Origin of the sequence: Ohtaekwangia kribbensis (assembly GCF_042676245.1) — a bacterium.
In the GTDB taxonomy this organism is placed as follows: domain Bacteria; phylum Bacteroidota; class Bacteroidia; order Cytophagales; family Cyclobacteriaceae; genus Ohtaekwangia; species Ohtaekwangia kribbensis.
This window is the reverse complement of the sequence record NZ_JBHTKA010000001.1, coordinates 802,457-817,359: the sequence shown is the minus strand read 5'-3', so window position 1 is coordinate 817,359 and position 14,903 is coordinate 802,457. Positions and strand designations below refer to the sequence as shown.

At 45.2% G+C, this 14,903-nt stretch carries 14 protein-coding genes; 13 read left to right on the top strand and 1 reads right to left on the bottom strand.

Annotated features, from left to right (window positions below; translation table 11 throughout):
* Positions 1-13: 13 nt before the first annotated feature.
* The 4 genes from ACFQ21_RS03260 to ACFQ21_RS03245 all read left to right on the top strand — a co-directional run bounded on the left by ACFQ21_RS03260 (position 14) and on the right by ACFQ21_RS03245 (position 3,407).
* On the top strand, positions 14-1,504 hold the full coding sequence (locus ACFQ21_RS03260; RefSeq protein ID WP_377574781.1) for a SusD/RagB family nutrient-binding outer membrane lipoprotein: 1,491 nt from the start codon (positions 14-16) through the stop codon (positions 1,502-1,504).
* 91 nt (positions 1,505-1,595) lie between these two features.
* Positions 1,596-2,003, top strand: a complete 408-nt coding sequence (locus ACFQ21_RS03255) for a hypothetical protein (RefSeq protein ID WP_377574778.1) — start codon at positions 1,596-1,598, stop codon at positions 2,001-2,003.
* A gap of 186 nt (positions 2,004-2,189) precedes the next feature.
* Positions 2,190-2,663 carry a hypothetical protein gene (locus ACFQ21_RS03250; protein ID WP_377574775.1) on the top strand — a complete coding sequence of 158 codons (474 nt, stop codon included), beginning with the start codon at positions 2,190-2,192 and terminating at the stop codon, positions 2,661-2,663.
* A 12-nt stretch (positions 2,664-2,675) separates the two neighbouring features.
* Positions 2,676-3,407 carry an RNA polymerase sigma factor gene (locus ACFQ21_RS03245; RefSeq protein WP_377574772.1) on the top strand — a complete coding sequence of 244 codons (732 nt, stop codon included), beginning with the start codon at positions 2,676-2,678 and terminating at the stop codon, positions 3,405-3,407.
* On the opposite strand, the gene ACFQ21_RS03240 is transcribed toward ACFQ21_RS03245, so the two are convergent.
* Positions 3,388-5,043 (bottom strand): tetratricopeptide repeat protein, encoded by a 1,656-nt coding sequence (locus ACFQ21_RS03240; RefSeq protein WP_377574769.1) that lies wholly within the window; start codon positions 5,041-5,043, stop codon positions 3,388-3,390. The two genes, ACFQ21_RS03245 and ACFQ21_RS03240, sit on opposite strands and share 20 nt — an antisense overlap.
* A gap of 352 nt (positions 5,044-5,395) precedes the next feature.
* Between ACFQ21_RS03240 and ACFQ21_RS03235 the strand changes: the two genes are divergently transcribed.
* The 9 genes from ACFQ21_RS03235 (at position 5,396) to ACFQ21_RS03195 (ending at position 14,878) form a co-directional block, all read left to right on the top strand.
* Positions 5,396-5,845: a PepSY-like domain-containing protein gene (locus ACFQ21_RS03235; RefSeq protein WP_377574766.1), complete on the top strand. Its 450-nt coding sequence runs from the start codon at positions 5,396-5,398 to the stop codon at positions 5,843-5,845.
* 103 nt (positions 5,846-5,948) lie between these two features.
* Positions 5,949-9,317 (top strand): PAS domain S-box protein, encoded by a 3,369-nt coding sequence (locus tag ACFQ21_RS03230; RefSeq protein ID WP_377574763.1) that lies wholly within the window; start codon positions 5,949-5,951, stop codon positions 9,315-9,317.
* Positions 9,289-9,663, top strand: a complete 375-nt coding sequence (locus ACFQ21_RS03225; RefSeq protein ID WP_377574760.1) for a response regulator — start codon at positions 9,289-9,291, stop codon at positions 9,661-9,663. The genes ACFQ21_RS03230 and ACFQ21_RS03225 overlap by 29 nt, the downstream gene beginning before the upstream one ends.
* Before the next feature lie 57 nt (positions 9,664-9,720).
* A complete protein-coding gene (locus ACFQ21_RS03220; RefSeq protein ID WP_377574757.1) occupies positions 9,721-10,377 on the top strand; it encodes a response regulator in 657 nt (218 codons plus the stop codon).
* Positions 10,378-10,717: 340 nt separating this feature from the next.
* The gene (locus ACFQ21_RS03215) at positions 10,718-11,260 is read left to right on the top strand and encodes a sensor histidine kinase (protein WP_377574754.1); all 543 of its coding nucleotides are present in this window, start codon (positions 10,718-10,720) and stop codon (positions 11,258-11,260) included.
* A 447-nt stretch (positions 11,261-11,707) separates the two neighbouring features.
* Complete coding sequence (locus tag ACFQ21_RS03210) at positions 11,708-12,037, top strand: ArsR/SmtB family transcription factor (protein WP_377574751.1); 330 nt, start codon at positions 11,708-11,710, stop codon at positions 12,035-12,037.
* 65 nt (positions 12,038-12,102) lie between these two features.
* Positions 12,103-12,741: a protein-tyrosine-phosphatase gene (locus tag ACFQ21_RS03205; protein ID WP_377574748.1), complete on the top strand. Its 639-nt coding sequence runs from the start codon at positions 12,103-12,105 to the stop codon at positions 12,739-12,741.
* Between the two features lie 10 nt (positions 12,742-12,751).
* The gene (arsB, locus tag ACFQ21_RS03200) at positions 12,752-13,798 is read left to right on the top strand and encodes an ACR3 family arsenite efflux transporter (protein WP_377574745.1); all 1,047 of its coding nucleotides are present in this window, start codon (positions 12,752-12,754) and stop codon (positions 13,796-13,798) included.
* 3 nt (positions 13,799-13,801) lie between these two features.
* Complete coding sequence (locus tag ACFQ21_RS03195) at positions 13,802-14,878, top strand: ArsO family NAD(P)H-dependent flavin-containing monooxygenase (RefSeq protein WP_377574743.1); 1,077 nt, start codon at positions 13,802-13,804, stop codon at positions 14,876-14,878.
* The last annotated feature ends 25 nt before the right edge of the window (positions 14,879-14,903 follow it).

The window sequence follows — 14,903 nt, the reverse complement described above, 5'->3', positions numbered from 1 at the left end:
ATAATCAAGCATTATGGCATTAAGTATAGTTAAAAAAAGGTGGGCAGCAGTTGCCTTGCTGTTGCTCGGAGCAGGCTGCTCGGACTTTGGTGATACCAATGAAAATCCGAATGCAGCACGTGTACCCGTACCGTTTGCATTGCTGACGGAAGCGATCACAGGAGTGCCCGCTACGCAAGCGGGATATACACTGCGCGGAGGTATAGCAGGTATTCAAACCGTGGGTGCACCGGAACCGATGTTGTATGTACAGTATTGGTCCGAGAGTCAATATCCGGAAGATTCGCAGTATGCTACAACGTTTGCCCTATGGGACAATTACTATGCTGTGTCCTTACAGGATTTACAAACGATCATCGACCTCAATACAAAAGATGAAACTCGTGAGCAAATGGTGAAGTTTGCATCAATCAATAATCAGCTCGCAGTAGCACGTATTCTCAGAGCATATTTATTCTGGGTGGTAACTGATCGCTGGGGCGATGTGCCGTATTTTGAAGCGTTGAAACAGAATACATTACCAGCCTATACTTCGCAGCAGGAAATATATACCGATCTCCTGAAAGAACTGCGTGAGTCTGTAGACCAGTTTGATAATGGAAGGATGCTGGATGGAGATATACTTTTTCATGGCGATGCATCACGGTGGAAGAAATTTGCAAACTCACTGCGCATGCTCATGGCGCTTCGTCTTTCGAATGTTGAACCAGCTACAGCGCGCGATGAATTTATCAGTGCGTATGAACATCCGGCAGGGCACGTTGCTTCCAATGACGATAATGTGTTTGTAGGTTTTCTCGATGATGATAAACTACGCAACCCGGTAAATGTACTCTTTGACGGAAGGGATGATTACGGTGTGAGTGAAACGTTGATGAATACATTAACGAATCTCAACGACCCGCGCATTGAAGTATTTGCCGACCGGAACCAGGACGAGGAATTTGTAGGATTGCCATACGGATTAACCCGCTCGCTGCTCATCGACTGGACAAACGAAAATGATTACTCACGCCCGGGTATAGCGATCCGTGAGACAACAACACGCGGATATATAGTGACGGCTTCTCAAGTGCAACTTGCAAAAGCAGAAGCTGCCGTACGAAACTGGATTGGCGATGATGCCGCTGATCTGTATTACGATGCCATTCGCGCATCGTGGGAGCAGCACGAAGTTTTTGACCAGGATATATTCGAAGTATATACCGGTCATGCAGATGTAGAATTCTCCGGCACAGACGAAGAAAAACTTTCGAAGATCGGAACACAGCGATGGCTCGCGCTATATCCGAACGGAACTGAAGCGTGGTTTGAGTGGAGACGAACCGGGTATCCGGATTTACAACCCACACCCTATGCGCTGAACGAGAGTGGTGAGATTCCAAGACGGTATGCATACCCGAATGTAGAGGCCACCCTGAACAAGATTAATTACGAAGCTGCCTCTGCCCGGATCAGCGGAGGAGATAAGCACCATAGTCGGGTGTGGTGGGACATAGACTGACGTGGGATGTTTGATCCAAAAGAAAGTGTCCCGGTAAGGTAAATACTACCGGGCACTTTAAAAAACTTTAACCAGTATAGACGCAATTACTATGAAACGATTTTTGGATACGTGGGAAATTAACAACCGGATCAATTTACTGCTGCTGGATTCTTTTGCAGATGAAAATTTTCGCAGGGCACTGTCTTCAAACCGTGCTTCGAATTTACTCGAGCAATTTGTACACATGCACAACACACGACTGTTGTGGATTGAAGAGAATGAACCTTCCCTTGCCAGTGGTTTGGTAAAACTCAAAGACCGCGGCCTTGAAAAAGAAACACTGAAACAGGCGCTCGACAAGACAGCCGATGCCATTACTCAACTCATTCGTAAAACGATGCGCGAAGGTAAGGTTCGAAACTTTCGCACGCCGTATGAATTTCTGGTCTTCATGATTTCGCACGAAGCACAGTGCCGCAACAAGATTGTGATGACTTCCATTGCCATGCAGAACTGATGCGTGGTATAGAAGTGCTCGCACGATGGAGTAGGGATGATGGGTATATTTCAGTATAAAACCTCCTTATTCAAAGAACAAAGGGCTCCATCTCAGGCTATCAAAGCTACATTTCAGTACAGTCTCGCATTTTTTTCAATATAACATCGGTGATTTTTGGTGAAAAGACTAACGAACCCTTTCGCTATGAAGATCACCCTAAATCCCCGTGTTGAAAGACACTCCGATGGTATAGCCAGTGTCCGGTTTCAGGCGCGGCAACCGGTTGTTGTGGAGGCACTCTCGTTTCACAGTAGTGGTGCCGTTGTGTTGCAGGTTAAAACCCCTTTATCCGATCGTGTGCTGTGGTTTGGACTGGGCTTTCTCATATCGCGCGAGCTTTCACGTGATATAACCCAGATCCGTATTCAGCCAACGCTGGTCACTCCGCCAATTCACCACGAGGTTATACCTGCGGATGTTTTTGCAGAATTGGAAGTACTATGTGCGGAGACCAAAACTTTCTTTACGCAGGCAACAGCCGTTCACTGGAACTGCGCAGAGCATGAGTGTATAATAAGACGCGGTAACGTGCAGTGGCCCGCCCGGCAGTTATCTATCGGGTTTGATGATCTGGTGGATATGATCGCGGATAAAGAGCATGCTGCAAAGTGTGCATAACCCTACCGTTGTATGCGTTTGGATTTACTCCGTTATAATGATGAAGAACTGGTTGCTGTTGCAGGAAGAGGCGACCATAAAGCAGCAGAGGTATTGTTTGCGCGCCATACCGGTTTTGTGATGCGGCTGGTAAAACAGTTAGGTCGCAATGCCGCTGAAGCTGAAGATGCAACGCAGGATATATGGGCGATTGTGTGGGAGCACCTTCCGCAATTCAAGCAGCAAAGTTCGTTTACTACATGGTTATACCGTATCACCGTAAATCATGTTTTACAACAGATGCGCAGGGAGCGATCACTCCAGCGTCAACAGGCATTTGCCGCTGCGGATGACACACTGGCTGAAGAGACTATATTTCCGGATAACTTCCTGAATGATTACTTCTCGGGCGTATTGCTGTGTCTCAGTGAAGACCAGCGTATGACGCTGGTACTGGCCGATATATTTCGAATGGACCACCAGGCTGCTGCACGAGTGTTGAAAATAACTCCCGATAATTACCGCCAGAAACTATCACGCTCTCGAAAAGACCTGCGTAACTGGATGGCCGGTAAATGTAGTTTGCTGCGATCGGGACAAGCCTGTCAGTGTCCGCGTAAAAAACAATGCTTCATTGATGACGGTCGCGTCAATGCGCAAACCGGTAAATTTGATACTGCACGCATCCGCAAAGTACAGGAATATATAGCGTCACAATTGCAACAGGCAGATTATGCTGCGATCGCTAGTGCTCAAATACATTGAAGCTCTCTTTCATCTCACGGAGCCGGTTGCGTGAAATCGTAAATTCTGTTTTCTGCTCATCCTTCATGCGAATGATATACTTGTGATTCTCCCAGAAGGAATAATTGTTCATCGCATCCATGTTGATGATCACCGTGCGATTGATGCGGAAGAAGCGGCCCCGCGGCAATGATTCCTCCAGTTCGGTCATATTCTGGCGCACGCGGTAATTACCTTTCTCCGTAAAGGCATGATATGATTTGCCATCCTTCTGAAACCATTGAATATTGTCCAGGTTGATGATCTTCATGCCTTGCCCGTTAATCACCTCCAGGTGTACCCTATCCGGTAGGGTAGCCTGTCCGTTGTTTTCGGGTTGTGATGGTATAGGTATATCTATAGCAGGTGATGGCGTTTCGTCAACCGGAGTCCCGGGTACTTCCGTTATTTCTGTTTGATGCGGATGCTTTGCCTTTCGCAGAAATATAAACCCGATGGATGCTGTACAGATCACAGCGAAACTTAACCAGGGCCAGTAATCGTTCGTGGCACCCGGTGCTGAAGCAAGTGCTGGTTTATCCTTAAGCTCTGCAACTTCATCGGCTGCTTTGCGTTCAGCTTCAGCCAACGAATCTTTATATATACTATGTTTTTGCTGGTAGTGCAGCGCCTGCTTCAGCTCGCCCATCTTTTCGCAAACAAAAGCAAGCTGCTGGTATAGTTCACCTTTTACGTGCGACAGGTTATGTTTATCAGCAAGGCTGCTGGCTTGCAAGGCAAAGCTTTTGGCTTCTTTCAGCTTGTGAGTATGCTCACATTCATACGCCAGGTATTGCAGGGCATGTATATAGTTTTTATGCAGGGAATATTTTTTTGCAATGCCCATCGCTTCGCGCACATGTACTTCCGCTTGTTCATGTTCGTTGTTCATGCAGCATGCTCCTGCAAGTCCAAGCAATGTCCACGAAATACCTTTGGGATTTTCAAGTATTTTCTCAATCTCCAGGCTTCTTGCATAGTATTCTTTACTCTTTGCATATTCTTTCTTTGAATCGAGCAATGTAGCAATGTTGTTCAGCGTAGTGCTCATGCGCGGCAGGTCGTTATACTTTACCTGCAAGCTATAGGCTGTTTCGTATAGTGCGAGGGCTTCATCTAATTTGCCGGTTCGTAGTTTCAGCGAGCCGAGGTTGGTAAGCGGAAGCGCCAGGTTAACAGAATCGTGTTGCAGGTACGCACGCGCCTTGCCGAAGTAATAGGCAGACCACGTAACGTGATTCAGGTTGAACAGGTATACTCCGCCCATGCCGTTGTAGGTAAGTCCGATCTGCGTAGAGTCATTCAGTTTTTCAAACAAGCGAAGAGCATGCTGGTAAGCGTTCAGTGACTCGGTATAGTTGTTTACTTCTTTGTAAAGAATGCCGAGCATGAGTGACGATCGCGCTTCACCATCCATACTGCGTGCTTCCTGTGCATGGCGGTACGCGCGCTTGGTGAGACAGAGGGCTTTGTCAACATCTGTTTTGTATATCTTTTTGGAAAATCCGAGCAATATGTTGACCGAGTCTTTGCCCGTCAGGGGTTGCAACGATTGGGCAGCTACACTATGAAGCGATACAACGTACAGGGTAAGCGCAAACAACAACAGTTTTTTCATACCACACAGGTTTAGAGTTTAAAAAATCACGATACGTCAATCTGCCAGAACTCTATTTCAACACCACACTACGATGGTTGAGTACCATGATGCATAAGCTTTCACATCTTAGAAACGATTTTTGCGTAAAAGGTTTGAAAACGACCGTGATTTTTATCCGATAAATAGAATAAACCTGCATGTTCATGTGGCAGGCTTATGAATATTAGCGGATCGTTGTACGGCATCGTACACACGACAGGTAAAAAGAAAAGACCCTCTCTTTTCTTTTAATGTCTAGGTTGGCCGGCAGGGATGGATTCGAAAGAGTCTCCCTGCCTTTTTTAAATGAGACACTGTAATCATCATAACGATGAAGTATATACTTTCAATTTTTCTGCTGTGGTGTATAGGCACGACAGCATGGGCACAACAGGTGAAGGAAGCCGAGGTACCTGCGAATATCCGTACCGTTGTAACACAGCAAAGCGACAAGCATCCCATTACGCTGTGGGTACTTGACAAGAACCGGAAGAAGTACATCGCTTCCATCATTCATGTACCGGTACTTCGCAACATCGAAGTAAGCCTGGATGGTAAATGGTTGCGAACAACAGATGCTTTATCGCCCGATCAGTTTCCGCCTGCAGTGATGCGCGTGGTGCGCGAAAGTTATCTTGATAAAGGATATGACGGCAGCAACTACATCTATATACAGGAGCCCGGCAATAAACGTTATGCAGTAGATCTGTCGTCTGATGATGAAGACCTGCACGTGGTTCTTGATCCCGCTGGCAAAGTTCTCAGCAAAGAAGCGCGTTAGTACACACAGCGTTACGTTTTTGCCACAGATGGCGCACACTGGCGGATAATCGTTGTATCGCACTATTTTTATATCTTTCTATGGTTCATGATGACTGTTAACTATGGAAGGTAACTACGTTGCGCGTTGGTCCCGTTTTTTTTCAGTGGCTGTTCTGCTTATAGCGTTGCTGGGACTGGCGGGCTGGCAATTCAATATAGAGCTTCTCAGGCGACCGTTACCCGGCACCATGCCAATGAGCCCTTTAACGGCATTGATGTTGATATTGGCTATTTGTGTGTTAGCACTCTTTGTTCGGAAAGAAAGGACGGTAGTGCAGCAACGATTGGCCTATATTCTGATCGCCATTATGGTCTTTGTCTCAACGTACAAAATCATACAGGTCGTATTCGGTCTTGACTTTGTACTGGATACATTTTTATATACCGATCGAGTGCTGGCCGAAAAGAACGAGAACCGCGAAGGTATGCCGCTGGTTACGGCTGTTAATTTTCTACTCATCATAATTATACTGCTTACTGTTTTTTCAAAGAAGAACAGAACCGTGGCATTGGCCCAGTGCTGCGCGCTCATCGTGATGCTGAACGCATTGTTCTTTCTGCTGGGCTATATGTACCGCGTGCCCGAGTTTTACTTGTCGCGGTATTATTATCCCATGGCCGCATTAACCTCGGTGAGTTTTCTGTTTCTATCGGTAGCCTTGTTGCTGGCCCATGCCGATAAAGGACTGATGAAGCAATTTACCAGTCCCTATGCCGGTAGTGTTATTGCGCGTGTACTCATACCGTTGGTAATTATACTGCCGTTGCTTATAGGCTATATACGGTTATGGGCGCACTGGTATAATATGCTTTCCACCGAGTTGGGAGTAACCAGTATTGTCCTCAGTTTCATTATTGTTTTTGCCTTGCTGATTCTGTTCAATACCAATTCACTGAACCGAAAAGATCTGCAGCAAAAGATGAACGCCAACCGGCTGCAATATGTAAACCGCGAGTTGCAGGCTTCCAATCATGAAACAGCCGCTGCCAACGAAGAGTTGCGCGCTGCACTGGAAGAACTGACTACTACCAATGAAGAACTCATTACCTCCAATGAAAACCTGGTCGAGCTGAATGACAAGCTTGAACATGCAAAGGCAACGATCCGCGATCAGGCCGAAGAAATTATCCGGCAGAAAGACGAGTTGCTAAGCGAATACAGGCGCAACCTCGATATCATTTTCTCCAATACACAAGAAGGTATATTGTTGCTCGATGCCAATAATACCGTTGTACTTTTTAATAAAACGTTCGAGACATTTATTGGCGGTGCCGCAGGTATTAAACCCAAGCGCGGCATGCGGCTTACTGATGTGGTGGTGAAAGAGCGGAGAGACCTGGCATTGCAGCTATATATACAGGCGCTGAATGGTGAAGCCGTTGTTACCGAAGCCTATATTTCAACACCCGAGCGTGAAGTTGTTCACTTGCTGCGGTATGAACCCGTGCGACAGTTCGGCAAGGTAACGCATGTTATCATTATGTCGATGGACATTACGGAGAAGAAGGCACGCGAGAAAATTGTGCAGCAATCGGAAGCCAACCTGCGGGCTATTTTTAACAGTACACCGGATGCCTATATATTGCTCGCAAAAGACTATCACATCATTGCGTATAACCGTGCATACGAAGAGCGTATGATGTACTATTTTCAGCGTGAACCGGAAGTAGGCGCCAATATAGCGGACTATATCCAGGAAGAGCGGAGAGAGCCTTTTATGGGGATGCTCGAACGTGCGCGGCAGGGCGAACTAGTGCAATATGAAGTGCAATCCACTGCCAGCGGGGGGACTTTGTACTGGGTAGCTGTTACCATTACACTGGTGAACGATGAAGCCGGGCAGTTGATAGGCTACTGTATAAATCTTCGCGATACTACGGCTGTGAAGACTGCCGAAATTGCTCTGCGTGAAAGTGAGGAGAAATTCAGGGCGGTAGTAGAATATAGCGATGATGTATTTGCACTCGTAGACCTGGAAGGAAATATATTCTATGCCAGTCCGAGCTTTACACGTAAGCTGGGATATACATGGGAAGAGATCCGCGAGATCAAAGGACATGACTTCGTTCATCCCGATGATTTTGAACAGTATGCGCGCGAGTGGACCGTTGTTATGGAGAACCCGGGCAAGCTGGTGTCCATTACATGCCGCGCACGTCATAAGGATGGAGGCTGGATCTGGATGCAGGGTACGTCCATCAACCTCTCGCATATACCGAGTGTAAAAGGTATCGTTTCCACCTACCGGGATATAGGATCGCAGAAAGCATACGAAAATAAAATTACCAGTATAGCCAAGGAGTTGTCTGTTCTCATTGAAACATCCAATGTTCCTATTTTCGGTTTGGATCAGAACGGGTATATAAATGAGTGGAATGATGTAACAGCAGAAGTAATGCAGTACAGCAAAGCAGATGCATACGGTAAAAAGTGGATTGATGAATTTGTTGAGAAACCTTACCGCGAAACGGTAGATCATTTACTGACGCGCGTTTTACACGGCCACTCCCTTACCAATTTCGAGTTACCGGTGATAACCAAGAACAACGAATCGATTATACTGTTGCTGAGCGCTTCGCCACGCTATGATGCGCAGGACCAGATCAGAGGTATAATTATCGTGGCGCAGAATATTACCGAGCTCATCGACTATCGGAAAGGACTGGAGAAAATGGTGCAGGACCGTACGCGTGAATTGAACGATGCCCTGCAGAAAGAGAAAGAACTGGCAGATCTGAAGACAAAATTTGTTTCCATGGCTTCGCATGAATTCAGGACACCGCTCTCTACAATATCACTCGCTACCGGTTTCATCAGGCGCTATAAAGCGAAAATTACTCCCGAAGATGTAGACAAGAAACTTGATGACATTGTGCGGCAGGTAGAACACATGAATTACCTGCTGGAAGATGTACTGACCGTAGGTAAAGCAGAGTCAGGTAAGGTGCAGGTAAATGTAGCACCGATCGAAATGCCGGCCTTCTTCGAAAAGATAGCCAGCGAAGTATACGAGAGCACCGGACGCACGCATCACATTCACATGGCGTTGGGCTGCGATCAGAAAACTATTGCAAGCGATCCGCGCATGATGCGCATCATCCTGGTAAATTTGCTTACCAACGCAATCAAGTTCTCACCCGGCAAGAATATAGTATGGGTAACGATCAGTTGCGCTACCAATACCCTGCAACTGAAAGTAAAGGACGAAGGGCTGGGTATACCGGATGAAGACCGCGAAAAATTATTTCATTCGTTTCATCGTGCTTCCAATGCCGGTGCCATACAAGGTACGGGACTTGGATTGTCGATTGTTAGAAAAACGGTAGATTTACTGGACGGAGTAATACAGGTTGAGAGTAAATTAAATGAAGGAACAACCTTTACAATATCCATACCCATCGATGGAAGGCAAGAGAATACTGGTAGTTGATGATACCGCTGATCTTCTGAAAAGTATAGTCCAGGTACTGGCCATGGAAGGGTATGAAACGATGGCTGCCGTAAATGGTCAGGATGCCGTGGACAAGGTACGCGAGGCTGTGCCGGATTTGGTGATAACGGATTTATTGATGCCAGTTATGGATGGCTATATGCTGATCGAAACACTGAAGGCGAATACATTGTGGCAAAATATACCCGTTATTGTATTCTCTGCAAAACCCGAACAGGAGAGTAAAGATAAAGTGCTGGCGATGGGAGCGGTAAAATTTATTCGGAAACCCGGCACGATCGAAACAATATTGGACACAATACACGAAGTACTTGCCGGAATTTGATTTTTGAAGTATATATACCGTTGCAAACATACAGCTTATTGAACTAAACTGTTAGAGATGATTAAAGTAGCAATTGCAGATGATCATGGACTGATGCGTGAGGGGATTGCTTCCATGCTGGAGAACGTACCGGATATAACCGTAATCGGTATGGTGCAGGGAGGAGAGGAGGCGGTTAACCTGACCAACACCGTACTACCTGATGTTTTTTTAATGGATATCAAGATGCGGGGTATGTCGGGCATTGAAGCCACGCGCTGGATCACGGATATAAATCCTGACATCCGTATCATTTTAATTTCAGCGGAAGCGAATAAAGAATTTATAGCGGCCGGAATCAAAGCCGGTATAGCAGGCTATGTATTGAAAGATATAAGTAAAGATGCGTTGCTTACCGCCATACGCACAGTAATAAAAGGTGAACGCTATTTTAGTCCCGAGGTAATGACGATTGTATTCCAGGATTTCTATACACAGGAAAAAGTAGAGAAGACACCGGGTGCACGCGAAGTAAAAACCGATCTCACCAAACGCGAGCTGGAGGTATTAACGCTGATCGCGCATGGCAAGAGTTTAAAGGAAATTGCCGATCAACTCTTCATTAATATAAAAACGGTTGAGACACACAAGCTGAACATCCAGGGAAAGCTGAACCTTACCAACACGGCACAACTGGTACGTTACGCGATCGAAAACAAGATCGTGAATATATAGCCAGTTTCCCGGTATTCAGGATTTTAGGGTATAGCAACGGTTTTCGTGCGTAGCTATACCGGTTATCTGCCAACCTTTTCAATCAACTCTAATTTTTGCAGGCTTACTTTTTCTAAGGGAATACCTTAGGAAAATCTAATCCATTCCCCTGGATTTACCCAGAATATTTCCGATAAAGACTATAAATCACGGGTATAGACTTACGCATCTAATCCTGTCCCTGATTTTTTAAAATCCTCTTTTTGCTAAAGGTTTAGCGCTCGCCCGGAGTGGATCTTTGTATCGTCAACATGGATATACATGGCGGCAGTACAACAAGATAAAGTAATGATAACGCTCAATGGTGAAACGTATGGTAGATGATCTGGAACAATCTCTGGAAAGCTCGCAGAAGAATGCTCCGGATCAGCAGGTTGATCTTGCCGAGCTGATTGGAAAAGTGTTGGCAGACTACAGCGAAAAAATCAGAGAGCAAAATATAGCCGTGACCATAAAGGTTGAGCAGCACGTAAAGCTATATATGAATGAAAGCCGGTTTCGCGTAGCCCTGGCGCATGTCATTGATAATGCGATCCAGTTCAGCGATGATGAAAAAAAAAAGAAGTTTATTGAAGTACTCGGGAACGTAAATTTTACAAGCTGTTCGGTGAACGTGATTGATAACGGTATAGGAATGGAACGCGTAACAGAATCAAAAGTATTTGATCTCTTTTACCGCGGAACAGAAAAGTCGAAAGGTTTGGGTATAGGACTTCACGTGGTGCGCGAAGTGCTGGAGCAGATGGGCGGAAGTGTATCGGTACATTCGGTATATAAAGCCGGGTCCAAATTTTTTCTGTGGCTACCGAATAAAACTGTGCGCGATGCGAACGGTGCTAACTAGAGTTTGTTTTTTTGTTTATAGGTTGTTGTTTATAGTTTATTGTTTGAGTTGGTGAGTATAGTCTAACCGATGTCATGACTCCTGAACAGGCCTGTTATGAATCATGTGGCTTGGCGGAGGAGGTGGAGGTAGTTTCCGTTGCAGTACCTACCGGGGGGATAGGAACTTGTGATGTTTACGAATCGGAAGCCTGTACTTTTAGTACGGGTGTATGAGCCTCCGCCTCCGTCACTAATCTGCATGAGGATTACAGGTGATGTAGCAAGAAACAGGAGCCAAACCAGAGTTGCGGGTAACACCGCTATCGGATCAAAGCGCTTTGAAAGAGGCGCTTTTTTCTTTGCTTTGCCGTTATCCGGTAATCGTATTGTACAAGTTTCCCGAGGTGAAGAATTTGGGTTTTGGTTTGTATAACAATATACCGTAATATTGCGTTATTACGGTACTATGGGAATTACGAAATCAGAACTGTTTAAGAAACGACAAAACAGAATTGCTCATCTGGCGAAAGCATTTGATCACCCTGCGCGGGTCGCTATTATTGAGCATTTACTAAGTAATCAGACTTGTATCTGCAACGACCTTGTTGATGTATTGCCCTTGTCTCAATCAACCATCAATCAGCATTTGAAAGAACTCAAGAGCATCGGCATCATTAAAGGAGAGATTGAAGGTCCAAAAGTCAATTACTGCATTGACGAAAAAGTTTGGGAGGAAGCCAAAGATATATTTATCAATATGTTCTCTCAATTTGTTTCGAAGAAGAACTGCTGTTAAAAAATTTGCCCAATCGTACCGTAATATTACAATACTACACTGCCACCTAACGATAGGATTATACTATGTCAACACACAACATTACCCTGTTTCCTTCTTTACAGCTTACGGTTACACAACTGGCGAAAGAATTTAATGAGATTCCTGCCGAACGTAAACCGGTACTGAACGAGCTAACGCAATTCATTCAGAAGGGCATTGATAAAAAGCACCCGGTATATCTGAATTTCATTTGTACGCATAACTCCCGCAGAAGTCATCTTTCACAGATATGGGCTCAGACCGCTGCATATTATTTTGGTATTCCGGATGTATTCTGCTTTTCCGGTGGAACAGAAGCAACCGCATTTAATCCGAGAGCAGTTAAGGCTATGCGGGAAGCAGGTTTTGATATCGCCCTATCAACGGAAGGCGATAACCCTGTATATGAAGTAAAATACTCACCGGCTATACCGGGTATAAAAGCATTCTCGAAGAAGTACGATGATCCGTTCAATCACAATAAAGATTTTGCTGCCGTGATGACGTGTTCACACGCCGATGAAAACTGTCCTATAGTACATGGTGCCGTAACAAGAATTCCGCTTCGTTACGATGACCCCAAAAATTTTGATGATACACCACTGGAAGCAGCCAAGTATACGGAGCGCGTTCATCAAATTGGCAGAGAAATATTGTTTGCCTTTTCGCAGGTAAAAGTATAGCAGTGCAGATATGAATAATACGAAGCAACTCAGTTTCCTGGATCGATACCTTACACTCTGGATTTTTCTCGCAATGATCCTGGGCGTTACTATGGGAAATATTTTTCCGATGGAAGCGTTCATGTCAAACTTCCAGGCGGGCACTACAAATATACTACTGGCAACCGGGCTTATCGTGATGATGTATCCGCCTTTGGCAAAAGTCAGGTACGAGCACTTGGGAAAAGTATTTAAGAATGTAAAAGTTATCAGCTTGTCGCTTATCCTCAATTGGATCATCGGTCCGGTAGTAATGTTTGTACTGGCTGTTATTTTTCTGCGCGACAAACCAGAGTATATGACGGGGCTGATCCTGATAGGACTTGCACGGTGCATTGCCATGGTATTGGTATGGAATGATCTGGCGAAAGGAGATAAAGAATATGCTGCAGGGCTTGTTGCGTTGAACAGTGTTTTTCAAGTGCTTTTTTATAGTTTGTTCGCCTGGCTGTTTATCACAAAACTTCCAGCGTACTTTGGTATAGCAGGCTATGAGATAAACGTGAGCATGGCTGACGTTGCAAAAAGTGTTCTGTTATATTTAGGTGTGCCTTTCGCTGCGGGTTTTCTCTCGCGTTTCTTTTTTGTAAAGACAAAAGGAGAGACCTGGTATAGAGATCATGTTATTCCAAAGATCAGTCCGCTTACGCTGATTGCTTTACTTTTTACCATCGTGATCATGTTCAGTTTCAAGGGTAAGCTGATCATGGAAATTCCACTGGATGTAGTGCGTATAGCAATTCCACTCGTTATATATTTTATTGTCATCTTTATTTTGAGCTTCATACTTTCCAGACAACTGGGTGCTAACTACGAAGAGAATGCTTCAGTATCATTTACGGCAACCGGCAATAATTTTGAGTTGGCTATAGCGGTGGCAGTAGGAGTATTTGGAATTAATTCGGGGCAGGCTTTTGCGGGTGTTATAGGTCCGCTTATTGAAGTACCTGCGTTGATCTTGCTGGTAAATCTTGCCTTTTGGTTTAAGAAGAAACTATATCCGGTTAAAGCTGTTTAACGTATGGAGAACAGGTTCGATGTAATTGTTATTGGAGGCGGACAGAGTGGTCTTGCGCTTGGATACTATCTGAGACGATCCGGCCTGTCCTATATTATTCTTGACAACCAGGAAGAGCCTGGAGGTGCGTGGTTACACACCTGGAAATCGCTTCGTTTATTTTCTCCTGCGCAATGGAGTTCTCTTCCCGGCATGATCATGACCGGAGGAACGGATTATTATCCGACAAGAGATGTGGCCATTGAATACCTGAAGTCGTACGAGACTAAATATAATCTTTCCATACGCAGACCGGTTCAGGTGACGCGGGTATATAAACGCGAAGGGGAGTTCCAATTGGAAACGTCTGATGGATTATATTTTTCAAAAACAGTAGTAAGTTCAACCGGTTCATTTTCGAATCCCTATATACCTTCCTTCGAGGGTATAAATGTATTTAAAGGACAGGTGTTGCATTCAGGCGAGTATCAAACACCGGATATATTTACCGGCAAGCGCGTAGCCATTGTCGGAGAAGGAAATTCGGGTGCGCAGATACTGGCCGAAATTTCGAAAGTGACCGGCACACTGTGGATCACACAAAAGGAGCCGCGTTTTCTGCCGGACCACATCGATGGACGTTTCCTGTTTGATGCGGCTACACAAATGTACGAAGCGCAAAAGGCAGGCAAGCGTTACAGACTGCCATCGCTTGGCGATATTGTTATGGTTGACGCTGTAAAGGAAGCACGCAGTAATAAAGTATATAACAGCAGTATCAGACCCTTTCAACATTTTACAGAAGACTCGCTGGTGTGGTCAGATGGTCACGAAGAAAAAATAGATGTTGTTATTTTTTGCACCGGATTCAAAGCATCACTCAATCACCTGGACGCGCTGGGAGTGATTAACGAAGAAGGAAAAATTGATACGGATGGTACAAGGGCAATGCACATTCCCGGCCTTTGGCTTGTGGGGTATGGAAATTGGACAGGCTTTGCTTCCGCAACATTGATCGGTGTTGGTCGTTCTGCAAAGACAACGGTAGAGCAGCTCAGTACCTATATTACCAAACAGAAAGAATCACTTTCCTTGAAATAACAAGCGGCCGGAAAGCTTGCGTCTT